Origin of the sequence: Parvibaculum sp. (assembly GCF_030694575.1) — a bacterium.
Lineage (GTDB): Bacteria > Pseudomonadota > Alphaproteobacteria > Parvibaculales > Parvibaculaceae > Parvibaculum.
In genome coordinates, this window is sequence record NZ_JAUYUS010000065.1 from 21,462 (window position 1) to 46,266 (window position 24,805).

General features: G+C 64.2%; 22 protein-coding genes. 13 read left to right on the plus strand and 9 right to left on the minus strand.

All coding sequences use genetic code 11. The features are described from left to right. Positions 1–238: 238 nt before the first annotated feature. The gene (locus tag Q8S60_RS09980; RefSeq protein ID WP_305274826.1) at positions 239–1,105 is read right to left on the minus strand and encodes a peptidylprolyl isomerase; all 867 of its coding nucleotides are present in this window, start codon (positions 1,103–1,105) and stop codon (positions 239–241) included. A gap of 260 nt (positions 1,106–1,365) precedes the next feature. Here Q8S60_RS09980 and secA point away from each other — a divergent pair, with 260 nt between their 5' ends. Continuing rightward, positions 1,366–4,089 (plus strand): preprotein translocase subunit SecA, encoded by a 2,724-nt coding sequence (gene secA / locus Q8S60_RS09985; protein ID WP_305274827.1) that lies wholly within the window; start codon positions 1,366–1,368, stop codon positions 4,087–4,089. A gap of 70 nt (positions 4,090–4,159) precedes the next feature. Here the strand turns inward: secA and Q8S60_RS09990 are convergent, their stop codons facing one another. After that, positions 4,160–5,521 carry an MFS transporter gene (locus Q8S60_RS09990; RefSeq protein WP_305274828.1) on the minus strand — a complete coding sequence of 454 codons (1,362 nt, stop codon included), beginning with the start codon at positions 5,519–5,521 and terminating at the stop codon, positions 4,160–4,162. A 166-nt stretch (positions 5,522–5,687) separates the two neighbouring features. Here Q8S60_RS09990 and Q8S60_RS09995 point away from each other — a divergent pair, with 166 nt between their 5' ends. From Q8S60_RS09995 to Q8S60_RS10005, 3 genes are read left to right on the plus strand one after another with little or no spacing between them, the layout of a single operon-like run. Further along, positions 5,688–6,878: an epoxide hydrolase family protein gene (locus Q8S60_RS09995; protein WP_305274829.1), complete on the plus strand. Its 1,191-nt coding sequence runs from the start codon at positions 5,688–5,690 to the stop codon at positions 6,876–6,878. Between the two features lie 8 nt (positions 6,879–6,886). Then, on the plus strand, positions 6,887–8,107 hold the full coding sequence (locus tag Q8S60_RS10000) for an epoxide hydrolase family protein (RefSeq protein ID WP_305274830.1): 1,221 nt from the start codon (positions 6,887–6,889) through the stop codon (positions 8,105–8,107). After that, the gene (locus Q8S60_RS10005; protein WP_305274831.1) at positions 8,108–9,874 is read left to right on the plus strand and encodes an SLC13 family permease; all 1,767 of its coding nucleotides are present in this window, start codon (positions 8,108–8,110) and stop codon (positions 9,872–9,874) included. It abuts the gene before it with no gap. Positions 9,875–9,884: 10 nt separating this feature from the next. Here the strand turns inward: Q8S60_RS10005 and Q8S60_RS10010 are convergent, their stop codons facing one another. Further along, the gene (locus Q8S60_RS10010) at positions 9,885–10,409 is read right to left on the minus strand and encodes a PAS domain-containing protein (protein WP_305274832.1); all 525 of its coding nucleotides are present in this window, start codon (positions 10,407–10,409) and stop codon (positions 9,885–9,887) included. A 94-nt stretch (positions 10,410–10,503) separates the two neighbouring features. Continuing rightward, positions 10,504–11,463 carry an acetyl-CoA carboxylase carboxyltransferase subunit alpha gene (locus tag Q8S60_RS10015; RefSeq protein WP_305274833.1) on the minus strand — a complete coding sequence of 320 codons (960 nt, stop codon included), beginning with the start codon at positions 11,461–11,463 and terminating at the stop codon, positions 10,504–10,506. Between the two features lie 234 nt (positions 11,464–11,697). On the opposite strand from Q8S60_RS10015, the gene Q8S60_RS10020 reads away from it, so the two are divergent. The 3 genes from Q8S60_RS10020 to Q8S60_RS10030 are packed head-to-tail and all read left to right on the plus strand — an operon-like array spanning position 11,698 to position 13,585. Further along, on the plus strand, positions 11,698–12,123 hold the full coding sequence (locus Q8S60_RS10020) for a hypothetical protein (protein WP_305274834.1): 426 nt from the start codon (positions 11,698–11,700) through the stop codon (positions 12,121–12,123). Between the two features lie 17 nt (positions 12,124–12,140). Further along, positions 12,141–12,695, plus strand: a complete 555-nt coding sequence (locus Q8S60_RS10025) for a hypothetical protein (RefSeq protein ID WP_305274835.1) — start codon at positions 12,141–12,143, stop codon at positions 12,693–12,695. Then, complete coding sequence (locus tag Q8S60_RS10030; protein WP_305274836.1) at positions 12,692–13,585, plus strand: sigma-70 family RNA polymerase sigma factor; 894 nt, start codon at positions 12,692–12,694, stop codon at positions 13,583–13,585. The genes Q8S60_RS10025 and Q8S60_RS10030 overlap by 4 nt, the downstream gene beginning before the upstream one ends. A gap of 7 nt (positions 13,586–13,592) precedes the next feature. Here the strand turns inward: Q8S60_RS10030 and xerD are convergent, their stop codons facing one another. From xerD to Q8S60_RS10045, 3 genes are read right to left on the minus strand one after another with little or no spacing between them, the layout of a single operon-like run. Continuing rightward, a complete protein-coding gene (xerD, locus tag Q8S60_RS10035) occupies positions 13,593–14,552 on the minus strand; it encodes a site-specific tyrosine recombinase XerD (protein WP_305274837.1) in 960 nt (319 codons plus the stop codon). A 16-nt stretch (positions 14,553–14,568) separates the two neighbouring features. Beyond that, positions 14,569–16,536, minus strand: a complete 1,968-nt coding sequence (locus Q8S60_RS10040) for a hypothetical protein (RefSeq protein ID WP_305274838.1) — start codon at positions 16,534–16,536, stop codon at positions 14,569–14,571. Next, positions 16,517–16,660 carry a hypothetical protein gene (locus tag Q8S60_RS10045; RefSeq protein ID WP_305274839.1) on the minus strand — a complete coding sequence of 48 codons (144 nt, stop codon included), beginning with the start codon at positions 16,658–16,660 and terminating at the stop codon, positions 16,517–16,519. Before Q8S60_RS10045 ends, Q8S60_RS10040 begins: the two co-directional genes overlap by 20 nt. Before the next feature lie 242 nt (positions 16,661–16,902). Between Q8S60_RS10045 and Q8S60_RS10050 the strand changes: the two genes are divergently transcribed. The 3 genes from Q8S60_RS10050 to Q8S60_RS10060 are packed head-to-tail and all read left to right on the plus strand — an operon-like array spanning position 16,903 to position 19,934. Then, the gene (locus tag Q8S60_RS10050; RefSeq protein ID WP_305274840.1) at positions 16,903–17,529 is read left to right on the plus strand and encodes a shikimate kinase; all 627 of its coding nucleotides are present in this window, start codon (positions 16,903–16,905) and stop codon (positions 17,527–17,529) included. Continuing rightward, positions 17,522–18,640: a 3-dehydroquinate synthase gene (gene aroB / locus Q8S60_RS10055; protein ID WP_305274841.1), complete on the plus strand. Its 1,119-nt coding sequence runs from the start codon at positions 17,522–17,524 to the stop codon at positions 18,638–18,640. The genes Q8S60_RS10050 and aroB overlap by 8 nt, the downstream gene beginning before the upstream one ends. A 1-nt stretch (position 18,641) precedes the next feature. Further along, a complete protein-coding gene (locus Q8S60_RS10060; protein ID WP_305274842.1) occupies positions 18,642–19,934 on the plus strand; it encodes an HlyC/CorC family transporter in 1,293 nt (430 codons plus the stop codon). Positions 19,935–19,953: 19 nt separating this feature from the next. Here Q8S60_RS10060 and Q8S60_RS10065 read toward each other — a convergent pair whose 3' ends face one another. After that, complete coding sequence (locus Q8S60_RS10065) at positions 19,954–20,241, minus strand: BolA family transcriptional regulator (RefSeq protein ID WP_305274843.1); 288 nt, start codon at positions 20,239–20,241, stop codon at positions 19,954–19,956. Positions 20,242–20,324: 83 nt separating this feature from the next. On the opposite strand from Q8S60_RS10065, the gene Q8S60_RS10070 reads away from it, so the two are divergent. The 3 genes from Q8S60_RS10070 to cobT all read left to right on the plus strand — a co-directional run bounded on the left by Q8S60_RS10070 (position 20,325) and on the right by cobT (position 24,106). Continuing rightward, positions 20,325–21,011, plus strand: a complete 687-nt coding sequence (locus tag Q8S60_RS10070; protein ID WP_370867244.1) for a J domain-containing protein — start codon at positions 20,325–20,327, stop codon at positions 21,009–21,011. A 164-nt stretch (positions 21,012–21,175) separates the two neighbouring features. Continuing rightward, entirely contained in the window at positions 21,176–22,150 is a 975-nt protein-coding gene (gene cobS, locus Q8S60_RS10075; RefSeq protein ID WP_305274845.1) for a cobaltochelatase subunit CobS, read from the plus strand. A gap of 36 nt (positions 22,151–22,186) precedes the next feature. Further along, positions 22,187–24,106, plus strand: coding sequence for a cobaltochelatase subunit CobT (gene cobT, locus Q8S60_RS10080; RefSeq protein WP_305274846.1), 1,920 nt, complete (start codon positions 22,187–22,189; stop codon positions 24,104–24,106). A 9-nt stretch (positions 24,107–24,115) separates the two neighbouring features. Here cobT and Q8S60_RS10085 read toward each other — a convergent pair whose 3' ends face one another. Then, positions 24,116–24,739: a metalloregulator ArsR/SmtB family transcription factor gene (locus tag Q8S60_RS10085; RefSeq protein WP_305274847.1), complete on the minus strand. Its 624-nt coding sequence runs from the start codon at positions 24,737–24,739 to the stop codon at positions 24,116–24,118. Positions 24,740–24,805: the final 66 nt, after the last annotated feature.

Below are 24,805 nucleotides of genomic sequence, written 5' to 3' on the forward strand. Positions count from 1 at the left end.
TTCGCGGCTTTCGCGGCGGGCTTCACCTTTCGGACGGGCTTTTTCGGCTGCGCGGTCTTGCGTTGCGCCCGCGGCAGCTTCGCCTTGCTGTGCGGCTTCGCCTTGGCCTTCGGCCGCGCCTTGGCCTTGCCGCTTGTCTTGCGCTTGGGCTTCACCGAGGTCTTGGTGCCTGCCCGCGTGGTCTTCTTTACCGCCATCCGCCGCTCCGCCTGCTCGCGTCTCTATCCGTTTTGGACTTTCATTCCTGTGGCACGATCTGCGGGCGTCCGCCAGAGGGCGCCGCAGCCGATTCGGCACCGACGATCTCGATTTTTGCATCGGCACGCAATTTCTCCATGAGCTTTTGACCTTCCTCCCGCGCAAGCTGGCGGACGATCTCGTCATGCGCCTCCTCATAGGCGGGCTTCGGCAGATCGCGCAGCTCGACAAGCTGGATCACATGCCAGCCGAACTGGGTTTCGACCGGCTCGGAAAGCTCGCCCGGCGTCATCGAAAAGACCGCGTTGCCGAATTCCGGCACCATCTCCTCGCGGCGGAACCAGCCGAGATCGCCATCGGCGGAACCGGGGTCCTTCGAATATTCCTTTGCCGCTTCCTCGAAGCCCTTGCCGGCCTTTATCTCACCGGCGATCTTCTCCGCCTCCGCCTTGCTCTGCACCAGAATGTGGCGGGCATGGGCCTCCTGCTCCGCGGGGGCACCGGCAATGTTCTTGTCGTAATAGGACCGGACCGCCTCGTCCGTCACCTTGTCCTGCATGAGCTGGACCCAATAGACGTCGCGCAGCGCCTTTTCGTTGAAATAGTCCTGCCGCCGCTTCACCTGCGGATCGTCGTCGATATGCTTCTCCTTCGCCGCCAGCGCCACCACCCGGCGGTCGATCAACATGCCCAGGAGATACTGGAAGCGCATCTCCGGCTCGAGCCGCGCCAGCGCCGCGCCCATTTCCTCATCCGCCAGCGCAACGTCGGAATAGCTGATCGGCGAGCCGTTAACCGTGGCAATGGCCTCGTCCGGCGAGGGTTCGCCCTCCTGGGCAACCGCCGGCAGCGCCGCGAGCGACAGGATCAGCGCCATGGCGGCGGGGGCGTGACGGAAAAAGGTCATGGATGAACTTCCTGTAACAATGGCGGGAGACCCCTCTGCGGGGGCCTTTCGGGCAATCAGGCACAGATAACGAGGCCGAATTTTGGCGCGCCATAATGGGCCGCGCGCATCGGCCACACAAGCGCCGCACAAGGCTCCCCGTTGGCGCGGATTTCCCCACATTCGCGCCGCTTGCGGCGCCCGCCGGCAAAGCCCGTTCGATTGACAAGGGAGGGGCGCCCCCTTACATCGAAGGCGCACCGCAAGAGGAATTTCACCTGATGGCAAGCTTGGGCGCCTTCGCCAAGCGTCTTTTCGGTTCTTCAAACGACCGAAGGATCAAGGCTTACAAGGCCCGCGTCGAGGCGATCAACGCCCTCGAACCGGAAGTGACCGCACTCAGCGACGATGCGCTGCGGGGCAAGACGGCCGAATTCCGCGCGCGCCTCGCCGACGGCGCGACGCTGGACGAACTCCTGCCCGAAGCCTTCGCGGTCGTCCGCGAAACCGCGAAGCGCACGCTGGGCCAGCGCCATTACGATGTGCAGCTCATCGGCGGCATGGTGCTCCACGACGGCAACATCGCCGAAATGAAGACCGGCGAAGGCAAGACCCTCGTCTCGACGCTGGCCGCCTATCTGAACGCACTGGCGGGCAAGGGCGTCCATGTCGTCACCGTGAACGACTATCTCGCCAAACGCGACGCCGAATGGATGGGACAGGTCTTCCGCTTCCTCGGTCTCGAAGTCGGCGTTGTCCTGCACGGGCTCGACGACAACCAGCGCCGCGCGGCCTACGCCGCCGACATCACCTACGGCACCAACAACGAATACGGTTTCGACTATCTGCGCGACAACATGAAGTACCAGCTCGCCTCGATGGTGCAGCGCGGGCACGGCTTCGCGATCGTCGACGAAGTGGACTCGATCCTGATCGACGAAGCGCGGACGCCGCTGATCATTTCAGGCCCTCTCGACGACAAGTCGGACCTCTACCTTTCCATCGACGAAGTCATTCCCGAGATCGGCGAGGACGATTACGAACTCGATGAAAAGCAGCGGACCGTCAACCTCACCGAGGACGGTAACGAGCGCGTCGAGGAAGTTCTCAAAAGCCGCGGTATCCTGCTCGAAGGCAACCTCTACGATATCGAGAACATCTCGATCGTTCACCACGTGAACAATGCGTTGCGCGCGCACAAGCTTTTCCAGAAAGACAAGGACTACATCGTCAAGGCCGGCAAGGTCATCATCATCGACGAGTTCACCGGCCGCATGATGGAGGGCCGCCGCTACTCGGACGGGCTGCACCAGGCGCTCGAAGCCAAGGAACGCGTGCCGATCCAGCCGGAAAACCAGACGCTCGCCTCGATCACCTTCCAGAACTATTTCCGCATGTACGAAAAGCTGTCCGGCATGACCGGTACGGCGCTGACGGAAGCAAGCGAATTCGGCGACATCTACGGTCTCGACGTGCTGGAGATTCCGACCAACCGGCCCGTCGCCCGTATCGACGAGGACGACGAGGTCTATCGCACGGCGCGCGAGAAATACGAGGCGATGATCGTCGAGATCGAGGAATGCGCGGCGCGCGGACAGCCCGTGCTCGTCGGCACCACCTCGATCGAGAAGTCCGAGACGCTTTCCGAACTTCTGAAAAAGAAGAAGGTGAAGCACAAAGTTCTGAACGCACGCTACCACGAGCAGGAAGCGCACATCGTGGCGCAAGCGGGCGTGCCCGGCAGCGTGACGATTGCGACCAACATGGCCGGCCGCGGCACCGACATCCAGCTCGGCGGCAATCTCGACATGCGCCTGGCCGATGAAACGGCCGGCATCGAGAACGAAGCGGAGCACGCGCGCAAGGTCGCCGAAGTGAAGGCCGACATCGAGGCAAAGAAACAGCTCGCGCTCGAAGCGGGCGGCCTTTACGTGATCGGCACCGAACGCCACGAAAGCCGCCGCATCGACAACCAGTTGCGCGGCCGCTCCGGCCGTCAGGGCGACCCGGGCCGCTCGAAATTCTATCTGTCTCTCGAAGACGACCTGATGCGCATCTTCGGCACCGACCGCATGGACGGCATGCTGCAGAAGCTCGGTCTTGAGGAAGGCGAAGCGATCGTCCATCCCTGGATCAACAAGGCGCTTGAAAAGGCGCAGCAGAAGGTCGAGGCGCGCAACTTCGACATCCGCAAGAACCTCCTGAAGTTCGACAACGTGATGAACGATCAGCGCCGCGCGATCTTCGAGCAGCGCATCGAACTGATGCGGGCGGAAGACGTGTCGGAAACCGTGGACGACATGCGCCGTCAGGTGATCGACGACATGGTGGCCGCCCATGTGCCTGAAAAGGCCTATGCCGAGCAATGGAACATGGCGGGACTGAAGGAAGAGGTGAAGAAGAACCTCGACCTCGACCTGCCCGTGGAAAGCTGGGCCGAGGAAGAAGGGATTGCGGAAGAGGAAATCCGCGAACGCCTCTATTCCGCGTCCGACCGCCACATGGCCGCCAAGGCCGCGCAGGTGGGGCCGGACCTCATGCGTCAGGTCGAGAAAGCGGTGCTGCTGCAGACGCTCGACCAGCACTGGCGCGAACACCTGATGATGCTCGATCATCTGCGCCAGGCGGTGGGCCTGCGCGGCTATGCGCAGCGCGACCCGCTGAACGAATACAAGTCCGAAGCCTTCGAACTCTTCGAAAGCCTGCTGGCGCGCTTGCGTGAAAATGTGACCCGGCAGCTATCGGTTGCGCAGTTCATTTCAGAAGCGCCGCCCCGGATCGAGGAAGAGCCGCTGCCGGAAATGCACGCTCACCACACGAACCCCCTGACGGGCGAAGACGAGATGAGCGACGGCGATGTGGCGACGCTGCAGCGCCCGGTGCGAAACGATCCGGGCGTCGCCGCCAATCCGCTCGACCCGCGCACCTGGGGCAAGACCGCGCGCAATGCCCCCTGCCCCTGCGGCTCCGGCAAGAAATACAAGCACTGCCACGGCGCGCTTTGATCTGAAGCCGCCACCGCGAACGAAAAGAGCCGCGCCCTGAAGCGCGGCTCTTTCTTTTGGTGCGGAAGCGTCAGGCGCGATGGCCGCCCGACGCCGCCTTCTTCAGATGGTGGCCGGCGAGGAAATAATGCGCCGCCGCCCAGAGGTTCAGCATCGACGTGCCGAACAGCGCCCACCGGAGCGACTCCTTGCCGAAATCGAAGCTGTGGTTCAGCACGTCGGAGATGATGCCGACGAATTGCGGACCGAAGCCGAGGCCGATGATGTTGATGATGAAGAGCATTACGGCCGAGGCAAGCGCGCGTTTCGCGGGCGGCGTCAGCGTCTGGATCATCGCGAAGGACGGCCCGAGATAGAAGGCGCCGAGGAACGAGATCGGTATGTAGATGACCCAGAGGATCGAAACCGGATAGCCCCCGACATGAAACGCCGGCCAGTTGTCGGTGAGATAAAAGGCAACGATGAAGGGCACCACAAGTACCTTCGCCCAGGCGACGACCCATGTGTTCCAGCGCGTATCCTTGCGGGCGAGCCGGTCGGTCAGCCTGCCGCCGACATAGGCGCCGAGGCCGCCGACAAAGCCGACCAGCAGCGCGAGGAAGGTCGAGACCTCTCCGATCGACATGCCATGCGTGCGGATGAGGAAGGCGGGACCCCACATGACGCCGCCATAGCCGACGAAGGAGGTGATGGTGACGCCGATGACGACGTGGCGCGCCGCCGCCGTGCGCCACAGGTGATGGAAACCGTCCTTCACCACGGCGATTGCCGAGCGGAGATTGAGCGGCGCGCTCTTTTCGGGCGCCATGCCGTCCGCCCCGCCGCGCTCGGGCTCGACCAGCGTGAAGCGCACCAGCGCCGCGATGATGAGGCCCGGCAGGCCGACGACGAAGAAGGCCGCACGCCAGCCGTACCAGACCGCAACCCAGCCGCCGACGAGAAAGCCGATCATCACGCCGAAATAGACGCCGAGCGAATAGATCGCCATGGCGCTTGCGCGTTCGTTCGGCGGATACATGTCGGCGATCATGGAATGGGAAGGCGGGCTCGATCCCGCCTCGCCGATGCCGACGCCCACACGCGCCGCCGCAAGCTGGACGAAATTCGTCGCGAGCCCGCAAAGTGCGGTCATGCCGCTCCAGATGGCAATCGCCCATGCGATGATGTTGCGCCGGTTGCCGCGATCAGCCCAAAGCGCGATCGGAATGCCCAGCGTGGCATAGAAGACGGCGAAAGCGATGCCGGAGAGAAAGCCGAGCTGGGTGTCGGACAGGAGAAGGTCCGCCTTGATCGGCTCCATCAGGATGCCGACGATATTCCGGTCGACATGGCTCGATGTATAGCCGAGCACGAGTATCATGAGTGCGTAGCGCCGGTATCCCGGCGACAGCGTCGCGGGCGCGGCGTCTTTCATCACTGCGGCCTCGGCCATTCCCTGTCCCCTCGATTGTTTTGCATTTTTATGTACCAACTGTATCGGCGCCCGCCCAACGCCGCAATCGCCGCAGGCCCGAACCGCCGCGATTGCTTGCGGCGGCCCGTGCCGCTGCCATAATCCCCGGCAAAGAAAACAGACCGTGTCCAGGAGGCGCCAGATAATGACCGCAGCGAAACCCGTCCCTTTCACCATCGATATTCCGCAAGGGAAGCTCGACGCCATCATGGCAAAGGTGCGCGCCTATGAATGGCACGAAATGCCCGAGATCGCGCCCGGCGCCGACCGCTGGGCTTACGGCACGGACATGGAGTACATGCAGGCACTTTGCGCCTATTGGACCGGTACGTTCGACTGGCGCGCGGCGGAACGGAAACTCAATTCCTTTCCCCAGTTTCATGCCGATGTGGACGGCCACACGGTGCATTTCATCCATATGAAGGCATCGAATCCGAAGGCGGAGACGTTGCTGCTGACGCATGGCTGGCCGGGTTCGGTGTTCGAGTTTTACGACGTGATCGAGATGTTCCTCCATCCCGAGAAGTTCGGCGGCAAGGCGGAAGATGCGGTCAATCTCGTCGTGCCGTCGCTGCCGGGCTACGGCTTTTCGGGCAAACTGAAAAAGCCCATCGGGCCGCGGGGCACGGCTGCATTGTGGGACAAGCTCATGCGCGAGGTGCTCGGCTACGACACCTATATCGCGCAGGGTGGCGACTGGGGCGCGGTCGTGTCCGGCTGGCTCGCCTATGATCGCCCGGTAACGAAGGATGGCGGCTGCAAGGCCGTTCATCTCAACATGTACGGCGTCCGGCCGGCCGTTCTCCCCGAAACCGAGGAGGAACAGAAATGGGCGGCGGCGGCGGCGATGACATTCGAACTCGAGAGCGCCTATCTGCGGCTCCAGATGACCAAGCCGCAAACGCTCTCCTACGGCATGATGGACAGCCCCGTGGGTGCGGCAGCGTGGATCGTGGAGAAATTCAACACCTGGTCCGACCGCCGCGGACCCGATGGCCGCGAGCATATCGAGAACGCTTTCACCAAGGACCAGCTTCTCACCAACATCATGATCTATCTGGTGAGTGGAACCTTTAACACCGCCACGTGGTTCTACCGGGGCCTGTTCGAGGAAGGCGGCAACACCATGGCGCCCGGCACGAAGGTGGAAATACCGACGGGGATCGCGAACTATCCGAAGGAGTTCATCGCCTTCCCGCCGCGCAGCATGGTCGAAAAGGGCTACAACATTCTCCGCTGGACCGATTTCGAACATGGCGGCCATTTCGCGGCACTCGAGACGGGCAAGGTCTTTGCCGACGACGTCCTCGGTTTCGTGAAGCAGATAAAAGGCTGACCGCACAGATGTCCCACCGCATCATTCCCGCCGATCCCTTCTCGATCCATATTCCCGAGGAGGAGATCGCCGATCTGAAGCGCCGCCTGCAGCGCACGCGCTTTCCGAACGAACCGGAAGGCAACGAGCAGTGGGACTACGGCACGAGCCTTCCCTACATGGAGCGGCTGATCGAATACTGGCGCGACGATTTCGACTGGCCCCGAATGGAGGAAGGCCTCAACCGCTTTCCCCAATACCGCGCCACGCTGACCGACGACGACGGCGAAGACCACACCATCCATTTCATCTATGAGCGCGGCACCGGCGACAATACGGTGCCGCTCATTCTCACGCATGGCTGGCCCTCGACGTTCCGGGAATTTCTGGACGTCGTCGATCCGCTGGCGCATCCGGAAAAATATGGCCGCGAAGGCCCCGCCTTCGACGTCATCGTTCCCTCGCTGATCGGCTACGGCTTTTCGTCGCTGCCGCGCAAGCCCATCGGCCCCGCCGCCATGGCGGAGCTCTGGCACCGGTTGATGACTGAAGTGCTGGGCTACGACCGCTATGCGGCGCAGGCCGGCGACTGGGGAAGCTTCGTCACGTCGCGCCTCGCGCTTCAGCATCCCGACAGCCTGCTCGGCATTCACCTGACGATGCTGCCGCTGCGCCCGGTACTCAAGCATGCGAGCCAGGCACCGGTGAGCGAGGAAGAGGCGCACTGGATCGCCGCCATGCAGAAATGGTGGCGGCGCGAGGAAGGCTATCGCTCCATCCAGTCGACGAAGCCGATGGCGCTCGCATTCGGCCTGATGGACAGCCCCGCCGGCCTGGCGGGCTGGCTCGCCGACAAATATTACCGGCTTGGCGACACCGACAAGACCGACACGATGGAAGGCATGATCGCCCGCTTTCCTTTCGATCACATTCTCACCCAGTTTTCGATCTACTGGTTTACCGGCACGATCAATTCCGCAAACACGCTTTACAAGGCCGGCCCCGCCGAGGGCTCGGCGCAGTTGAAACCGGGGGTGAAGGTAACGGTGCCGACCGCCTATTCCGAATATCCGATCGATGTGCTGCCGGACACGCCGCGTTCATGGGCGGAGCGCAGCTACAACATCGTGCGCTGGCGGGCGATGAAACGCGGCGGGCACTTCGCTGCGATGGAAGAACCCGAACTTTTTGCCGACGATGTGCGCGACGCGTTCGGGGAAATGGGTCTCGGCCAGAGAGGCTCCGGATAAATGACATTCGAGCAGGGATTGTCGTTCGGCATCCTCGCGCTCGCGCTGGTGCTTTTCGCGTCGGGCAAGTTCCGCCACGACATCGTTGCGTTGATCGCACTCGTCGCGGTCTCGCTGGCGGGCCTTGTGGAGCGGGACCAGATCCTGTCGGGCTTCGGCCATCCCGCAGTCATCACCGTCGCCGCCGTACTTGTCGTTTCAGAAGCATTGCGCTCATCCGGCCTCGTTGACGTCATCGTGCAGCGGGTCGGCCCGCTGACTAAAACGACGGTCGGCCATATCGCCGTGCTGACCGGCATCGTCGCCCTCGCCTCGTCCTTCATGAACAATGTCGGCGCTCTCGCCGTCATGTTGCCTGTCGCGCTCGCGACGGCGGTTGAACGCGACCGCCCGCCCGCCATGCTTCTGATGCCGCTCGCCTTCGGATCGATGCTGGGCGGCATGATTACGCTGATCGGCACACCGCCCAACATCATCATCGCAAGCTTCCGCCGCTCCTACGCGGACGAAGCTTTCGGCATGTTCGACTTCGCCTGGGTGGGGTTGCCTGTCGCCGTTATCGGCATTCTCTTCATCGCCCTGGGCGGCTGGCGCCTGATCCCGCGCGAGCGAAAAGGCGGCGCCGCGGAAATGTTCAGCCTCGAGGAATACATCATCGAGGTTCGCGTGAAGGAGAAGAGCCCTCTCGTCGACAAACGGGTCGCCCATATGAAGAGCGCGATGCGGGAGGATGTGGCGATCGCCGCACGTGTGCGGGACGACGGCGAGCTCTACGAGCCCGAGAACTGGCAACCTATCGCGGCCGGCGATCTCTTCATCCTGCGCGCGGACCCCGCCGACCTGACGGAATTTTTCGACAAGCAGGGTCTGGAGCTGGTCGCGACGGATGGCTCCGGCGACGCTCACAAGCCCAACCTGAAGCTGGTCGAGGCGATCATCGGCCCGAACTCGCCCCTGATCGGCTTCGGTCCCCGGACACTGATGCGTCGCGCCCCGGACGACTTCAACCTTTTTGCCGTGGCGCGACAAGGCCAGCCCATCGGCGGCCGCCTTCACAACGTGCGCTTCCAGACGGGGGACGTGCTGCTGCTTCAGACGCATGACGGCGAGGAATCGAGTTTCCCCTCCGAACTTGGTCTTCTGCCGTTGCCGGAGCGCGGACTCCGGCTCGGCGGGCCGCGCCGTCTCGGCACCGCCTTTTCGATTTTCGCGGGCGCGATCCTGCTGTCCATGACGGGCATGCTGCCGCTCGCGGTCGCTTTCCTCGCGGCCATCGTTCTTTATGTAGTCATAGGTATCCTGCCGCTCCGCGATCTCTACCGGCACATCGACTGGCCGGTGATCGTTCTGCTCGGTGCGATGATCCCTGTCGGCCAGGCGCTGCAAAACACAGGCGCGGACGTTCTGATCGCCAAAAGCATCGTCGCCACCGCCGGCACGTTTCCGCCATGGGCGATTATCGCTCTCCTTCTCGTCGTCACGATGCTCATCACCGATGTCATCAACAATGCCGCCACGGCGCTCATCATGGCGCCGATCTCGATCGCAATCGGACAGGCCCTCGGCGCGAACCCGGACCCTTTCCTGATGGCAGTGGCCATCGGCGCGAGCTGCTCGTTCCTGACACCTATCGGGCACCAGTCGAACACACTCGTAATGGGGCCGGGCGGCTACAAATTTTCGGATTACTGGCGGCTGGGCCTTCCGCTCGAGATCGTGGTGACGCTCGTCGCCGTACCGCTGATCCTCTTTGCCTGGCCGCTTTAGCCGGGCCGGCTCATTCCGGAACGCCCGCGCCGATGTCGATCCACTTCGTATCCTCATAGCCGAGAATTGCGTAGGGACCGGGCTCGGATGCAACGGGCCGCAGCGTCGCGAAATAGGAAAGGATCATCCAACGGTCGGTCGGCCTGTACCGCAATGGCAGCGTCAGCACCTCTGCCTGGTCGATCATGCCTTCGCGGCGGCTGCGAATGATGTTCCAGCGGCCGCACGGAAATGAAAGCTGCGTGTGAATGAGTTTGATGTAGTCGGGACGCAGGTCAGGGGACATGAGGTCGAGGGCGTTCCTGCCCGTCGGGTCGAAACCCATCGCCCGGCAAACGCCCGTGCCAGTGAGACGCTGCGTGATCATGGTGTCGGAGAAGACTTCGAGGATCGTCACCGCGGGCATCAGCGCCGCGATCCGGACGGGATCGAAGGAACTCCGGTCCGGCACGACCCCTTCCTTGGGCAAGCTGTCCCAGTAGCCAAAAAAGCGCTTCGCGCCGGTTGTTTGCAGAACGTCTGGTTCGGCAAGCATGAGGAAACCCCTGCCTGAAAAGACGCAAGAATGCGCGCCCTTGCCAGTTCTAGGATGCCATGCTTAACGGGAAGTGAATCCGGCTGCGCCGGGATCAGGACAGGCCGATACGGCCCATCGCAAGGAATTTCTCCCGCCGCACCCGGCGGATGGAGGTGGCGTCGAGCTTCTCGAGGCCCTTGAGTTCCTCGGCGATGGCGTCGCCCGTTTCCTTGATCATCTGATGGCGCTCGCGATGCGCCCCGCCGATGGGCTCGGGCAGAACACGGTCGACCACGCCCAACTCGTGAAGATGCTGCGCCGTGATCTTCATGGCCGTCGCCGCCTCCTTCGCCTTGTCGGAGCTGCGCCACAAGATGGACGAAGCCCCTTCCGGAGAAATGACGCTGTAGATCGAATGCTCCAGCATCAGGACCCGGTTGCCGCAGGCAATGCCGATGGCACCGCCGGACATACCCTCGCCGATGATGACGGAAATGAGCGGCACTCCGAGCGACAGGCAGCGGTCCGTCGAACGCGCGATTGCCTCGGCGACGCTGCGCTCTTCGCTTTCCATGCCGGGATAGGCGCCCGACGTATCGGCGAGCGTGACCACGGGGATGCCGAAGCGCTCCGCGAGCGTCATCAGCCGGATCGCCTTGCGGTAACCCTCAGGCCGCGCCATGCCGAAATTATGCTTGATGCGGCTTTGCGTATCCGACCCCTTTTCGTGGCCGATAAACATGACCGAACGGCCGCGGAAGCGGCCAAGCCCGCCGACAATGGCCGAATCCTCGCCATAAAGCCGGTCGCCGGCGAGCGGCGTGAAGTCTTCCGCCAGCCTCTCGACATAGTCGAGGAAATGCGGCCGCGCCGGATGACGCGCCACCTGCACTTTTTGCCAGGGCGAGAGCGAGGCGTAGGTTTCCTGCAGAAGCTGAGCGGCTTTTTGCTCCAGCTTCGAAACTTCATCGCCGATGCTGACGGACGGGTCCTCCTGCGCAAGGAGCTTCAACTCCTGCACCTTGCCTTCCAGTTCCGCTATCGGCTTTTCGAAATCGAGATAGGTATGCATCGCGCTCCGGCAGCTCCCGCCCGGCCGCCTTCGCGGGAACCGGCCAGCGGTCCTCTCGCTGGGACCAGCTATTTTGCAAGTGCGCGGCACACTGGCCCGGCCCCGCCCGCTTGTCAACCGGGCGCGGTGGAGAGGGTAAATGGCGGAATCCTGCGCCTCTGCGGGGCGGTCACAAACGCCGCCCCTGCACCGTCTTTCTGGTGACAAAGCCCTTCGTTCCCGAGGAGAGACAAGATGACCATGACCACCGTTCCGGCCGCCGCGCGAACTCCCTTGAAAACGGGTGTCCTCGCTCTCTGGGGCCTTTTCTGGCTCGCCGTGGCGCTCTGGATGCTAGGCGACCCGGCGGGCTGGTATGCCGGCGTTGACGGCGTGCCGAATACCGGCCCCTACAATCCCCACTTCGTCCGCGACATCGGCATGGCCTATCTGACGCTGGCATTGCTTGTTTTTGCAGCCATTCGCTGGCCGGCGCAGGCCGTGCCGCTCGTCGGGGCGGGCGCGCTTTTCCTCGGTTTGCACGCCGTTCTGCACGTCTGGGACATCGCGGCGGGGCGCCTGCCGGCGGAACACATCCTGATGGATATGCCCGGCGTCTTCGTTCCCGTCCTCGTCTCGATCTTTCTCACCTGGTGGTGCGCGCCTGCGCGGGCCGCGTGATTCAAGGAGAAACGCTTATGCTGAAAGGCATTATTGAACGCATGATCCGCAAACAGGAAATCGCGACTGGCGAAAGCGCCGATTTTCTGCGGGATATGTACGGCGCGGCGCCGGGCGGTTTCTGGCGCTTTGCCTTGTTCGTGCCCATGAGCCGCTTCCGGCCGGCGCTGCCCCTCGACGCGGCCTGCGCGGTTCGGATTGCCGCCGTCCATGCCGAAGATTGCGGCCCCTGTCTTCAAACTGTCATAAATCTGTCACTCGCTGCCGGAGCCAGCCCGGAGGTGCTCCGCGCCGCCGTCGCGGAAGACCTCGCGGCGATGGACGAAAGGACCCGCACCGCGTTCGAATTCGCACGCGCGATCGCGGCACGCGACATCCATGCCGAAGACCTCAGGCCCGTCATCGAACGCTGGTGGGGCAAAGCGGGGATAACTGAAATCGCCCTCGCCATCGCGTCCACCCGCGTCTTCCCGACGGTCAAGCGCGCGATGGGTTATGCTCAGGCCTGCCAGCGCGTCGTGATCGAAGGCGAGGAAACGAATGCGCGGCTGAGAGAGGCGGCAGCAGCATGACCGCAACGGCGAAGCCAACCGATACGGACAGGATATTCGAGCGCCATCGCGGGCGCGCCTTCGCCGTCGCCTACCGCATTCTCGGTTCGGCGTCGGACGCGGAGGACGCGGTGCAGGAGGCCTGGCTTCGCTGGCGCGGCACCGACACGGCAGGTATCCGCAATCCCGAAGCCTGGCTCGTGACCACGGTGGCCCGGCTTGCCATCGACCAGCTCCGCACCGCCCGCGCGCGCCGGGAGACCTATATCGGACCCTGGCTGCCCGAACCCATCGTCTCGGCCGCGCGCGAAAGCGATCCGACGCCCGAAGACCGGCTCTCGCTCGCCGACGATATCTCGATGGCGCTGCTTCATGTTCTCGAGCGCCTTGCGCCGGAGGAACGCGCCGCATTCCTGCTGCACGACGCATTCGACTACGACTACGGCGAACTGGCCGCGCTGCTCGGCAAATCGGAAGCCGCCTGCCGCCAGACGGTGAGCCGCGCAAGACGGCGCGTGCAGGAGACGCATCCGCGCTTCGACACCAGCGCGCGCGAACATGCACGCCTCGCGGCTGCGTTCAGCGCCGCGATTTCATCCGCCGATCCGCAGGCGCTGATCGCGTGCTTTACCGAGGACGTCGTTTTCTATTCCGATGGCGGCGGCAAGGCGATCGCAGCGCTCAACCCCATCCATGGCGCCGACCACGTGATGCGTTTCTTCTTCGGCATACTGAAAAAGAGACCCGAGGCGCTCAACGCCCGGCCGGCTCTGGTCAACGGATTGCCGGGCTTCGTCATGACGGAGGGCGAGACGATACACTCGACGCTTGGTTTCGCCATCACCGGCGGAAAGATTTCCGCGCTCTACATGATGCGCAATCCCGACAAGCTCGGGCGCGTCGAACTCTAGAGCAGGGTCAGGACGCCTTGCCCTTCTTCGCGAGCGGGTGATGCGTCTGCACCAGCTCCTTAAGCCGCTCGTCCAGCACATGCGTGTAAATCTGCGTGGTCGAGATGTCGGCATGGCCGAGCATCTGCTGTACGGCGCGCAGATCGGCGCCGTTGGCGAGGAGATGGCTCGCAAATGCGTGGCGCAGCGTATGCGGCGACACGCGCGTCGCATCGAGACCTGCCGCCACGGCGAGATCCTTCAACAACTGCGCGAAACGGTGGCGCGTGAGATGCCCCTGCCGGCCGCGCGACGGAAAGAGCCAGGGCGACACCTGCTCGCCGAGGCGCATCGAGCGGAGCGGCAGATAGGCGTCGATCGCGGCGCGGGCGGTTTCGGAAAGCGGCACCAGCCGCTCGCGCCCGCCCTTGCCGCTGACGGCGAGAAAACGCTCCTGCCCCCGCACGGCCGAAAGCGGCAGCCCGACAAGCTCCGAGACGCGGAGGCCGGTGGCGTAGAGAACTTCCATGAGGCAGACGAGACGCGCGCGCTTGTAGGCGAGCACGGCTTCTTCCTGGGTGCGGCCGTCTTCCGCGCGCTGCGCGGCGGAGAGAAGCGCATCGACCTCTTCGACCGTCAGCGTCTTCGGCAAGGGCCGCGCGCGGCGCGGACCCTCGATGGAACCGCAGGGATCGTCGGGACGAATGCCCTCGGCGAACAGGAAACCGTGAAATTGGCGAATGGCGGAGAGACGCCGCGCCGCCGTCGAGGCGGACAGCCCCTGCTCGGAGAGGCTTTCCAGATAATTGCGCACATCGCTTGCTGAGGCTTGAACAAGACTGCGGCCATGCGAGGAGAGAAAGCCGGAAAAATCCTTCAGATCGCGTTCATAGGCGTCGAGCGTATTGCGGGCAGCGCCGCGCTCCGCGCTCAGCATTTCAAGAAAGGCTTCGAGATGATGCCCGCGCTCCTGAGACTCTTTCGACATGTAACTCACCCTTTACTCAACCGCGACCGGCAGTGCTCCGCGCCAACAGCGCTTCAAGCGCGAGGTGCCGTGCGTCGTTTTCCAGATTGACAGCTTTGAGCGCGGCAACGGCCTGCGCCGCCGCTCTCGGATGAACCGCCCCCGGACCGGCCTCGCCGATCGCATCGAGCGTCAGCATGACCGTTTCGCCGACCGCGCCGTTCCGCCCGGCGGCCTGCAAATTGTTGAGAACCGCCTCGGAGGGCACCGCACCGCCGAGAGCTCCACGCGCATCGAGCAGCGCTTCCCACACCGCCGGCGTCAACTGGAACCCGAGAGCGTCGAGCAGCATCGACTCCGATGCCGCGTAGACCTGCGTCGCTTTCACACCCGATTTGAGGTCGGCGATGATCTCCGCCGACACGGCCTGGGTGTCGAATGCCTGCGGCGACCCGCCGGCCACCCGCATGAGACCGCTGAGTTCGCGTGCATCGCGGCCGATCGTCTGGCCGCCGGAAGTCATCAGCGAGAACCATGCCTGTGCCTTGGTGCGCTCGCCGATCGCAAGGAAGGCGCGCGTCGCGGCGGGTGCAAGCGGCCGCAGCGCATCGGACGGCGTCAGGCTCTCCAGTTCGGAATAAAGCGCCTCGACGGTCGGGTAATAGAGGCCCGCGGATTCGGCCGTCGCGAAGGCAAGCTTGAAAAGCTGGATACGCTCATCCGCCGCAACCGCCGCGCCGATGGCCTGATAGATCATCGCGCGCCGGAGCGGGGAGGCTTCGGGAATATCCGAGGTCAGAAGCCCCGCCATCTGTTCCGGCGTGAATTCCGGCTTGCTGTAATAGGCTGCCAGCTCCCTGCCCGGAATGAGGCCATAGGCCGCCGCGCGCTCGGCGGCGGCGACTTTCATCCGGTCGGGCACGGAGGGATCGGCGAGGAGACCCGGCAACAGGGCCGGCTCCGCAATCTCGACCGCATTGGCCGGCAAGTCGCGTTTGGCCAGCCTGTAGAAGGACGCATCGACAATGCCGAGCCTGTTCGGCTCGGGCGCGCGCAGCACGATACCGGCAGCAGCCTCCCCCGCAAGCGAATAGAAAAGCGGGTCGTCGAACCCTTCCTCGCGCGCGAGATCGACCGTGAGGCTCGCGATCTCGGGATTGCCCGCCGATATCTGGCAATAGGTACTGAGCTTCACCGTGAAGGCGGCCATCTCGTCATGGGCCGGATCGTTGCCGGGAGGAATATCTTTCAAGGCATCGCAGGCGAGCCTGTCGTCGCCTTCCGCAAGCGCCGCCCGCGCGATGCCGGCCGCGACGGCGGGCGGTCTTTCGTTGCCTGCCGCCTTGCCGAGTTCGAGCGCCGCTTCCGTTTGGCCGGCCGCAACCAGCCGGTTGAGCCGCGTCGCCATGAGCGAAGTCCCGCCGCCGGCTCCTTCAGGCGGCTGCGCGCCCGTGAGAAGGAGGCGCCGCGCGAGATCGTTCATGACCGGCGAGCGCGTCGCGACGGGCAGGCGTGCAAGATACTGGTCGATATCGGCACGCGACGCGCCCTGCCACATCGAGGGGCCGAAACCGCCCTCCTGCTGGCTGAGCATGCCCGTGCTCGCCGCATCGACGCCGGAGAGCGAACCGATCTCGATACCGGAATTGGCGCTGCCGGGAATGGCGCTCAGGGTGCGGACGGCCGGTTCCGTCGCGCGCTGCCCGGCAGGAAAGAACCGGGAGGGGCCGGAAGGTGCCTCTTCGGGCTGCGCGGATGAGGGATTGGCCGCGCCATAGCCGGGCGGCACGATGCTCTGGGGACCGCTCGCCGCGCCCTGGGCGCCGGCAGGGGACGGCTGCGCCAGCGACGCCGGCACGGGGCCGGCCGGGCGTGCGCCCTCGGGCGCCTGCAGCACATTTGCTTCCTGTGCGAAAGCGCCGCCGGCGGTCAGGGAAATCGAAGCGATAAGCGCGAAGCCGGCGGCAAGCGGCCGCCGCCCCGACTTAACGCGAGAACTGGTCATTCGGGAGAACCTTCTCCACAGTCTGCACCTCCGGCGCGACCGCCTGGTCCAGATAAAAAAGCCCGCCCGCGAACACCGCCACAAGGATGACGACAACGACGAGAAAGCTGGTAGCACGGCTCATGATTCTTCCTTCTTCTGGACCTGAGCGGCCCTTCGGGTTCATGCCGCCGGGACAGCCCTTCAGCCTTAGGACCCGGTTGCGGCGAAATTTGGGCGCGACGGACCCGCCGGAAAGCCTTATCTACTGCGCCAGCCGGGCTGCAACCGTGTTAACAATCGTCTAGGATGCGCGTTTCCGGGCAGACATACGGCCGGGAGATTACATCAGCAAGGTTAAGGCCGCCAAAACGCGGCCGAAAGAGGATGACGAGCGAGAACGGACAGTTCAGAAAGGCCGGCCCGGAGGCAGGCGAGTTGCTCGAGCCGGTGCCTCTGGCCGAACGCTCGGTCGTGCTGGTGGGACTCATGGGCGCCGGAAAGACGACCGTCGGCCGGCGCCTCGCGCGCCGTCTGGACCTTGCCTTCGTGGATGCCGATGCCGAAATAGAACAGGCGGCGGGCGAAACCATACCCGAGATTTTCGAGCGCCACGGCGAGCCGGCCTTCCGCGCGGGAGAGCGCCGGGTCATTGCCCGGCTGCTGGCCGGCGCGCCGCAGGTACTGGCGACGGGCGGCGGCGCCTTCATGGACCCGACGACGCGCGCGAATGTAAAAGCCCGCGGCATCTCGATCTGGCTGAAGGCGGATCTCGACGTGCTCGTCAGGCGCGTCGGCAAGCGCGGCGACCGGCCGCTGCTCCAGACGGGCGATATAAAGGCGACGATGAAACGGCTGATGGACGAGCGCTATCCGGTCTATGCCGAAGCCGACATCGTGATCGAAAGCCTCGAGGGGCCGCATGAGGCGGTCGTCGAGACCATTCTCGAAAAGCTGGAGGAGTTCCGCGCCGAACACGCGGAACATGCACATGCCGGACCCGCACATGACTGACGCCACCCGGAAAGTTACCGTCGCTCTCGGCGACCGCGCCTACGACATTCTGGTCGGTCCCGGCCTCATCGCGGGCGCCGGCGCGCATCTGAAGCCGTTGCTGCGGCGCATGCGCGTCGCCATCGTGACCGACGAGACGGTGGCAAAGCTTCACCTGCCCGCTCTCGAGAAAAGCCTCGATGCCGCGGGCATCCGGCACTCCTCGATCAAGCTGCCGGCGGGCGAAAGCACGAAATCCTTCGCGCAGCTCGAGAAGCTGACCGAATGGCTGCTCGGCGAGGGAATCGAGCGCGGCGACCTCGTGATCGCGCTGGGCGGCGGCGTCATCGGCGACCTCACGGGCTTCGCCGCATCGATCCTGCGGCGCGGCGTCGATTTCGCGCAGATCCCGACGACGCTTCTCTCGCAGGTCGACAGTTCCGTGGGCGGCAAGACCGGCATCAACACGAAGCACGGCAAGAACCTCGCGGGGGCCTTTCATCAACCGCGCCTCGTGCTCGCCGATACGGACGCGCTTGCGACGCTGCCGATGCGCGAATTCCTCGCCGGATACGCCGAAGTCGTCAAATACGGGCTTATCGGCGACCGGGATTTCTTCGACTGGCTCGAAGCCAGTATCGACCGGCTGAAGGAAGGCGACGTCGAAACGCGCATTCAGGCCATCGTCAAAAGCTGTCAGGCGAAGGCCGCGACCGTTGCCGCCGACGAGCGGGAAAGCGGCGTGCGTGCGCTTCTCAATCTCGGTCACACGTTCGGCCATGCGCTGGAAGCGGCGACCGGATTTTCGAACCGTCTCGTGCATGGCGAGGGGGTGTCGGTCGGCATGGCGCTCGCGTTCGAATTGTCGGCGCGGCTCGGCTTCTGTTCCGGGCAGGACGCGGCGCGCGTGCGCAGCCATCTCGCACGGGCGGGCCTGCCCTGCCGTCTCGCCGACGTGCCGGGGACGCTTCCCGATGCGGAGGGCTTGATCGCGCTGATGGGGCAGGACAAGAAAGTGGTCGACGGCAAGCTCACCTTCATTCTCGCCCGCGGTATCGGCGAGGCCTTCATCACGCGCGATGTCGACCCCGACAAGCTGCGCGCGCTGCTGCGGGAAAGGGAACCCGCCTGACATGGTGTCCCTGGGACTCGGCGCCATACTCGGCGCGATCATATTGCTGCTGCTTTTCTCCGCGTTCTTTTCCGGTTCGGAAACGGCGCTGACCGCGGCATCGCGCGCGCGCATGCACCGCCTTGCGGAAGAGGGAGACAAGCGCGCCCGCCTCGTGCTGCGGCTGACGGAAGACAGGGAACGCCTGATCGGCGCCGTTCTGCTCGGCAACAACCTCGTCAACATCATGGCGTCGGCCCTTGCGACGAGCCTCTTCCTCGCGCTCTTCGGCGACGCGGGCGTGGTCTATGCGACGCTGGTCATGACGGCGGTGGTGCTGGTTTTCTCCGAGGTCGCGCCGAAGACGTTCGCCATCACGAACACCGATCGCGTTGCGCTCGCCGTCGCTCCGATGTTGCGCGTGGTGACCGTTTTCTTCGGTCCGGTGACGGCCGCGGTTCAGTTCATCGTCCGCCATTCGTTCCGCCTCTTCGGTCTCAATGTCGACGACACGCAACAGGTTCTCTCCGCGCATGAGGAACTGCGCGGCGCGATCAACCTTCATCATCATGAAGGCAGCGTGGTGAAGATCGACAGGGACATGCTGGGCGGCATTCTCGATCTGCGCGACCTGGAAGTGAGCGACATCATGGTTCATCGCAAGAACATCGCGATGATCGACGCCGCGCAACCCAACAGCGCGATCATCTCCCAGGCCCTTGCCAGCCCGCATACGCGCATACCGCTCTGGCGCGACGAGCAGGAAAACATCATCGGCGTGCTTCATGCGCGAGACCTTTTGCGCGCCATTGCGGATGCCGGCTGGAAACCCGACGCGGTCGACATTCCGGAACTTGCATTCAAACCGTGGTTCGTGCCCGACACCACGACGCTGCAGGACCAGCTCAACGCCTTCCTCAAGCAGAAGTCCCACTTCGCACTCGTCGTCGACGAATATGGTGTGTTGATGGGCCTGATCACGCTGGAGGACATTCTCGAGGAGATCGTCGGCGACATTTCCGACGAACACGACATCGAAGTCGCCGGCCTGCGCGTGCAGCCGGACGGCTCGATCGTCGTGAGCGGTTCCGTGCCGATCCGCGACCTCAACCGCGCACTCGAATGGTCGCTGCCCGACGACGAGGCGACGACGATCGCGGGTCTCGTCATTCACGAGGCGCGCACCATTCCCGATGTTGGGCAAGCCTTTACTTTCCATGGCTTCCGTTTCGAGATCCTGCGCCGTCAGCGCAACCAGATCGCCCAGTTGCGGATCGCACCCGCCCGCAACCTGAAGACGGGGGCGGCGGACTGACCCGGCCGGCGGCGTCCGGTCAACGCTCCGCGACGGCGGCGGCTTCCTCCGGCGTCATGGTTTTCATCGAAAGCGCGTGGACGGGGTTGCCCATCTCGTCCTTGAGCGCGCCCGTAACCAGCCGCTGGCGCTCGACCCGCGACTTGCCCGCGAAGCCCGCGGCGACGACAGTGACCCGGAAATGGGTTTCGACGCCCGGCCGGTGGCCCGCATGCCCCTTGTGGAGATGCGACTCGTCCACAATCTCCAGCCGCTCCGGCATGAGCGCGGCCTCCAGCTTGCGACGTATGGTCTCCGCGACCGACATGAAACGCTCCACTACGCTAATCGTTAACTCCGCGCGCGCCATGCTTCCTTGTTTTGCAGGCGCCGCCAACCCATAATTTGACCGTGAAGCTGACCTCGAAATATTTCGATTCGATACGGATCGCCCCGCGCAAGCAGCGTGGCGTGGAACAGCCGCCGCATGTCCGCCGCATGCAGCGCGAGGAAGCGCCGAAAACCTGCGAATGGGCGGGCTGCCGGGAAACCGGCCTGTTTCGCGCGCCAAGGGAACGGGCGCCGTCGGCAAGCGCCCTCGAAGCGGGCACGGCCGACGCCCAGTATGTCTGGTTCTGCGAGAACCATATCCGCGAGTTCAACCGGAACTACGATTTCTTCAAGGGCATGAGCGACGCCGACGTGGCGAGCTTCCAGCGCGACGCCCTGACCGGCCACCGGCCGACCTGGAATCTGGGGGTCAATGCCGCCAATGCGGCCTTCGGCACCCCCTTCGCCTCGCGCCTGCGCCGGGAACAGCCTTTTCGCGACCCGTTTGGCTTTTTTGACGAACCGCCCGGTTCGGGCGCGCGGGAACAGGCGGAAACGCGACGGAAGCCGCGTGCGCTGGAGCAACAGGCGCTCGATACGCTGGACCTTCCCGCATCCGCGTCCTTGAATGAGATCAAGGCACGGTATAAGGAACTGGTAAAAAGGCACCACCCGGACGCGAATGGCGGGGACAGGTCTGCCGAGGAGCGTCTGCGCAAGGTCATCCAGGCCTACGATTACCTCCGAAAAAGCGGCTTCTGCTCCTAGGCGGCAGCCCGCACAGGCAGGCTAGAGAGACCGTCTGTCCGGACGGTACGCGGCCCGGAAGGCCGCGCGCCCCGTCCATTTTGAATAGCCGGCCATAAAACGCCGGTCCTGAACATCTAAAGTACGGAAGTAGGCCAAGGATGAGCTTCGAAGCGAGAAACGGCATGTCGGAGAATCTCCCGGACAAGAAAGTGTCCGTCCGCGAGACGTTCAAGATCGACCTTGATATGGAAGTACCGGCGTTTTCCGAGCCGAACGAGTATGTGCCGGATTTCGATCCGGACTACCTCTTCGACAAGGACACGACGCTCGCGCTGCTGGCCGGCTTCGCCTTCAACCGCCGCGTGATCGTTCAGGGCTATCACGGCACCGGCAAGTCGACCCATATCGAACAGGTCGCCGCGCGCCTCAACTGGCCCTGCATCCGCATCAACCTCGACAGCCATATCAGCCGCATCGACCTCGTCGGCAAGGACGCGATCGTGCTGAAGGAAGGCAAGCAGGTCACCGAATTCCGCGAAGGCATCCTGCCCTGGGCGCTGCAGCACCCCGTCGCGCTCGTCTTCGACGAATACGACGCCGGCCGCCCGGACGTGATGTTCGTGATCCAGCGCGTGCTCGAAGCCTCGGGCAAGCTGACGCTGCTCGACCAGAACCGCGTCATCCGCCCGCACCCCGCCTTCCGCCTGTTCGCGACGGCAAACACCGTCGGCCTCGGCGACACGTCGGGCCTCTATCACGGCACGCAGCAGATCAACCAGGGCCAGATGGACCGCTGGAACATCGTGACGACGCTGAACTACCTGCCGCACGCCGAAGAAGTGAACATCATGCTCTCCAAGCTGAAGAGCTATAACGAGACGGAAGAGGGCCGCAAGCAGATCGCCGCCATGGTCCGCGTCGCCGACCTCACCCGCTCCGCCTTCATCAACGGCGACATCTCGACCGTCATGAGCCCGCGCACCGTGCTCACCTGGGCCGAGAACACGAAGATTTTCGGCGGCGATGTCGGTTTCGCGTTCCGCGTTACCTTCCTCAACAAGTGCGATGAACTGGAACGCCCGACGGTTGCGGAGTTCTACCAGCGCTGCTTCGGTCAGGACCTCCCGGACTCGGCAGCAAACATCAAGGTCGCCTGATAAGGCAGCTTGCGGCCGCGAGCGATTGATTACGCCATGAAGTCGAAGGAAAGCCCCGTCGAACCGTTCAAGCGCGCGCTGACGATGACGATGCGCACGATTTCGGAACAGCCGGAGCTCAATGTCAGCTTTGGAACGGAAGCGCCGGGCCTGCGGGGCCTGCGCGCGCGGCTGCCCTTGCCGAGCCGCACGCTGCCGGCGGAAGAGGTCGCGCAGGTGCGCGGCGTTTCGGACGCCTATGCGCTCCGCCTCGCCCATCACGACGAGAAGCTGAACGCGAACTACCAGCCGGAAGGCGGCAACGCGCTTGCCGTGTTCGATGCCGTCGAGCAGGCGCGCTGCGAGGCGATCGGCGCGAACCAGATGGCGGGCGTATCGCAGAACCTGACCGCCGCCCTCGAACAGCGCTGCACCGCGCGCGGCTATGACCGCATCACCTCGCGCGAGGAAGCGCCGCTTTCCGAGGCGGTCGCACTGATGGTGCGCGAGAAGCTGACGGGCGAAGCCCCTCCCCTTTCGGCGCAGAAGCTGGTCGAGCAATGGCGCCCCTGGATCGAGGAAAAGGCTGGCCCCGACCTCGACCGCCTTCAGGACCTGATCGAAGACCAGGCGGCATTCGCGCGCGCGACACGCGACATCCTCGTCGATCTCGACATGGGCGACGAACTGGGCGAAGCGCCCGACCAGTCCTCGGAGGATTCCGAGGAGCAGGAAGGCGACAGCGACGACAGCTCCGACCAGAGCCAGTCGGGCGAAGCCGAACAGCCGGAAGGCGCCTCCGCCGAGCAGGTCGAATATTCGGAAGGCGAAGGCGAGGAAGGCGACGAGCAGACCGTCGAGGTCGACGCCGACGACATGCCGATGGACGGCGAGACGGACGAGACGAGCGAAGGCAACCAGCCCTGGCGGCCGAACCAGCAGGGCGACGACCGCAACCGGCAGTCCTACAAGATATTCACGCCGCAATTCGACGAAGTGATCGTGGCGGAAGACCTTTGCGACATCGAGGAGCTGTCCCGGCTGCGTCAATATCTCGACCAGCAGCTCCAGCAGATGCAGGGCGTCGTCTCCCGGCTCGCGAACCGGCTGCAGCGCCGTCTTCTCGCGCAGCAGAACCGCACATGGGAATTCGATCTCGAGGAAGGCATTCTTGACGCCGGACGCCTGACCCGCGCCGTCGTCGACCCGATGCAGCCGCTCGCCTTCAAGGTCGAGCACGACACGAATTTCCGCGACACCGTGGTGACGCTGCTGCTCGACAATTCAGGCTCGATGCGCGGACGCCCGATCACCGTTGCCGCCATGTGCGCCGACATCCTGGCGCGGACGCTCGAACGCTGCGGCGTGAAGGTGGAAATTCTCGGCTTCACGACCCGCGCCTGGAAAGGCGGGCAGTCGCGGGAACGCTGGCTGGCGGAAGGAAAGCCCGCGCAGCCGGGCCGCCTGAACGATCTCAGGCACATCATCTACAAGGCGGCGGACAGCCCGTGGCGTCGCGCCCGACGCAATCTCGGCCTGATGATGCGCGAAGGCCTGCTGAAAGAGAATATCGACGGCGAGGCGCTCATCTGGGCGCATAACCGGCTGCTCGCGCGGCCGGAGCAACGCCGCATCCTGATGGTAATTTCCGATGGCGCGCCGGTGGACGATTCCACGCTCTCGGTGAACGCGGGCAACTATCTGGAAAAGCACCTCAGAAGCGTCATCGAACAGATCGAGACGCGCTCGCCGGTGGAACTGATCGCCATCGGCATCGGCCACGATGTCACACGCTATTACCGGCGCGCGGTGACGATCGTCGATGCCGAACAACTCGGCGGTGCGATGACGGAAAAGCTCGCCGAACTCTTCGACGACGAGGCGACGTTGCGCAGAGGCCAGTTGAAGGCACGCGGGCAACAGGCACCGAAGAAGCAGAGCTCCGCTACCGTGCGCGCCGCACGTTCGGTCCGCTGATCTCCGCTCCTAAATCTTCGGCCTGATCCGGTAGCTGCAGCGGCGCCCGCCGTCGATCAGATAATCCGCGCGTTCCACGACGGCATCGGGACCGAGGACCATTCGGAAAATCGAAAGCTCCGAGCGGCAGAAGCCCTGGCACGCGGTTGCGGCGGCACAGATCGGGCAATGATCCTCGATCAGCAGGAAATCGCCGCCATCGCGCTCGACCCTCGCCATGTAGCCTTCGCTCGCGCGCAGCTCCGCCAGCGCCTGCACCCTGTCGGCAAGGGTGCCTTTGCCTTCCATCGCCTTTTCATAGCCGAGACGCATGTCGCGCTCCCGCTCGGCGATGAGGCGATCGAGCCCCTCCTCGCCAAACACACGGCGGATATCCCCGATCATCTTCACGGTGAGATCGGCATGTGCGTCAGGAAACTGCGCATGTCCCTTGCGGCTGAGCTGCCAGAATTTTCGCGGACGGCCCACGCCTTCGATCCGGTCGTAGCTTTCGACCAGTCCGGCGGCGAAGAGCGTGTCGAGATGGCGCCGCGCACCCACCGACGTCATCGCGAGCGCATCGCCGAGCATGTCGGCGGTTTGCGCACTGTGTCTTTTGAGCAGATGGAGGATGCGGTCGGCTGCAGGATTCATGGAACAATAATGCCACGGGTCGCTAATTTTTCAACGTTTTAATTTTTAAAAATACCAATGAGAATC

What these genes read in the sequence shown, in the direction of transcription:
- Q8S60_RS09980 (WP_305274826.1), bottom strand. Translation starts at nt 1,105, where the DNA reads ATGACCTTTTTCCGTCACGCCCCCGCCGCCATGGCGCTGATCCTGTCG.
- secA (WP_305274827.1), top strand. Translation starts at nt 1,366, where the DNA reads ATGGCAAGCTTGGGCGCCTTCGCCAAGCGTCTTTTCGGTTCTTCAAAC.
- Q8S60_RS09990 (WP_305274828.1), bottom strand. Translation starts at nt 5,521, where the DNA reads ATGGCCGAGGCCGCAGTGATGAAAGACGCCGCGCCCGCGACGCTGTCG.
- Q8S60_RS09995 (WP_305274829.1), top strand. Translation starts at nt 5,688, where the DNA reads ATGACCGCAGCGAAACCCGTCCCTTTCACCATCGATATTCCGCAAGGG.
- Q8S60_RS10000 (WP_305274830.1), top strand. Translation starts at nt 6,887, where the DNA reads ATGTCCCACCGCATCATTCCCGCCGATCCCTTCTCGATCCATATTCCC.
- Q8S60_RS10005 (WP_305274831.1), top strand. Translation starts at nt 8,108, where the DNA reads ATGACATTCGAGCAGGGATTGTCGTTCGGCATCCTCGCGCTCGCGCTG.
- Q8S60_RS10010 (WP_305274832.1), bottom strand. Translation starts at nt 10,409, where the DNA reads ATGCTTGCCGAACCAGACGTTCTGCAAACAACCGGCGCGAAGCGCTTT.
- Q8S60_RS10015 (WP_305274833.1), bottom strand. Translation starts at nt 11,463, where the DNA reads ATGCATACCTATCTCGATTTCGAAAAGCCGATAGCGGAACTGGAAGGC.
- Q8S60_RS10020 (WP_305274834.1), top strand. Translation starts at nt 11,698, where the DNA reads ATGACCATGACCACCGTTCCGGCCGCCGCGCGAACTCCCTTGAAAACG.
- Q8S60_RS10025 (WP_305274835.1), top strand. Translation starts at nt 12,141, where the DNA reads ATGCTGAAAGGCATTATTGAACGCATGATCCGCAAACAGGAAATCGCG.
- Q8S60_RS10030 (WP_305274836.1), top strand. Translation starts at nt 12,692, where the DNA reads ATGACCGCAACGGCGAAGCCAACCGATACGGACAGGATATTCGAGCGC.
- xerD (WP_305274837.1), bottom strand. Translation starts at nt 14,552, where the DNA reads ATGTCGAAAGAGTCTCAGGAGCGCGGGCATCATCTCGAAGCCTTTCTT.
- Q8S60_RS10040 (WP_305274838.1), bottom strand. Translation starts at nt 16,536, where the DNA reads ATGACCAGTTCTCGCGTTAAGTCGGGGCGGCGGCCGCTTGCCGCCGGC.
- Q8S60_RS10045 (WP_305274839.1), bottom strand. Translation starts at nt 16,660, where the DNA reads ATGAGCCGTGCTACCAGCTTTCTCGTCGTTGTCGTCATCCTTGTGGCG.
- Q8S60_RS10050 (WP_305274840.1), top strand. Translation starts at nt 16,903, where the DNA reads ATGACGAGCGAGAACGGACAGTTCAGAAAGGCCGGCCCGGAGGCAGGC.
- aroB (WP_305274841.1), top strand. Translation starts at nt 17,522, where the DNA reads ATGACTGACGCCACCCGGAAAGTTACCGTCGCTCTCGGCGACCGCGCC.
- Q8S60_RS10060 (WP_305274842.1), top strand. Translation starts at nt 18,642, where the DNA reads ATGGTGTCCCTGGGACTCGGCGCCATACTCGGCGCGATCATATTGCTG.
- Q8S60_RS10065 (WP_305274843.1), bottom strand. Translation starts at nt 20,241, where the DNA reads ATGTCGGTCGCGGAGACCATACGTCGCAAGCTGGAGGCCGCGCTCATG.
- cobS (WP_305274845.1), top strand. Translation starts at nt 21,176, where the DNA reads ATGTCGGAGAATCTCCCGGACAAGAAAGTGTCCGTCCGCGAGACGTTC.
- cobT (WP_305274846.1), top strand. Translation starts at nt 22,187, where the DNA reads ATGAAGTCGAAGGAAAGCCCCGTCGAACCGTTCAAGCGCGCGCTGACG.
- Q8S60_RS10085 (WP_305274847.1), bottom strand. Translation starts at nt 24,739, where the DNA reads ATGAATCCTGCAGCCGACCGCATCCTCCATCTGCTCAAAAGACACAGT.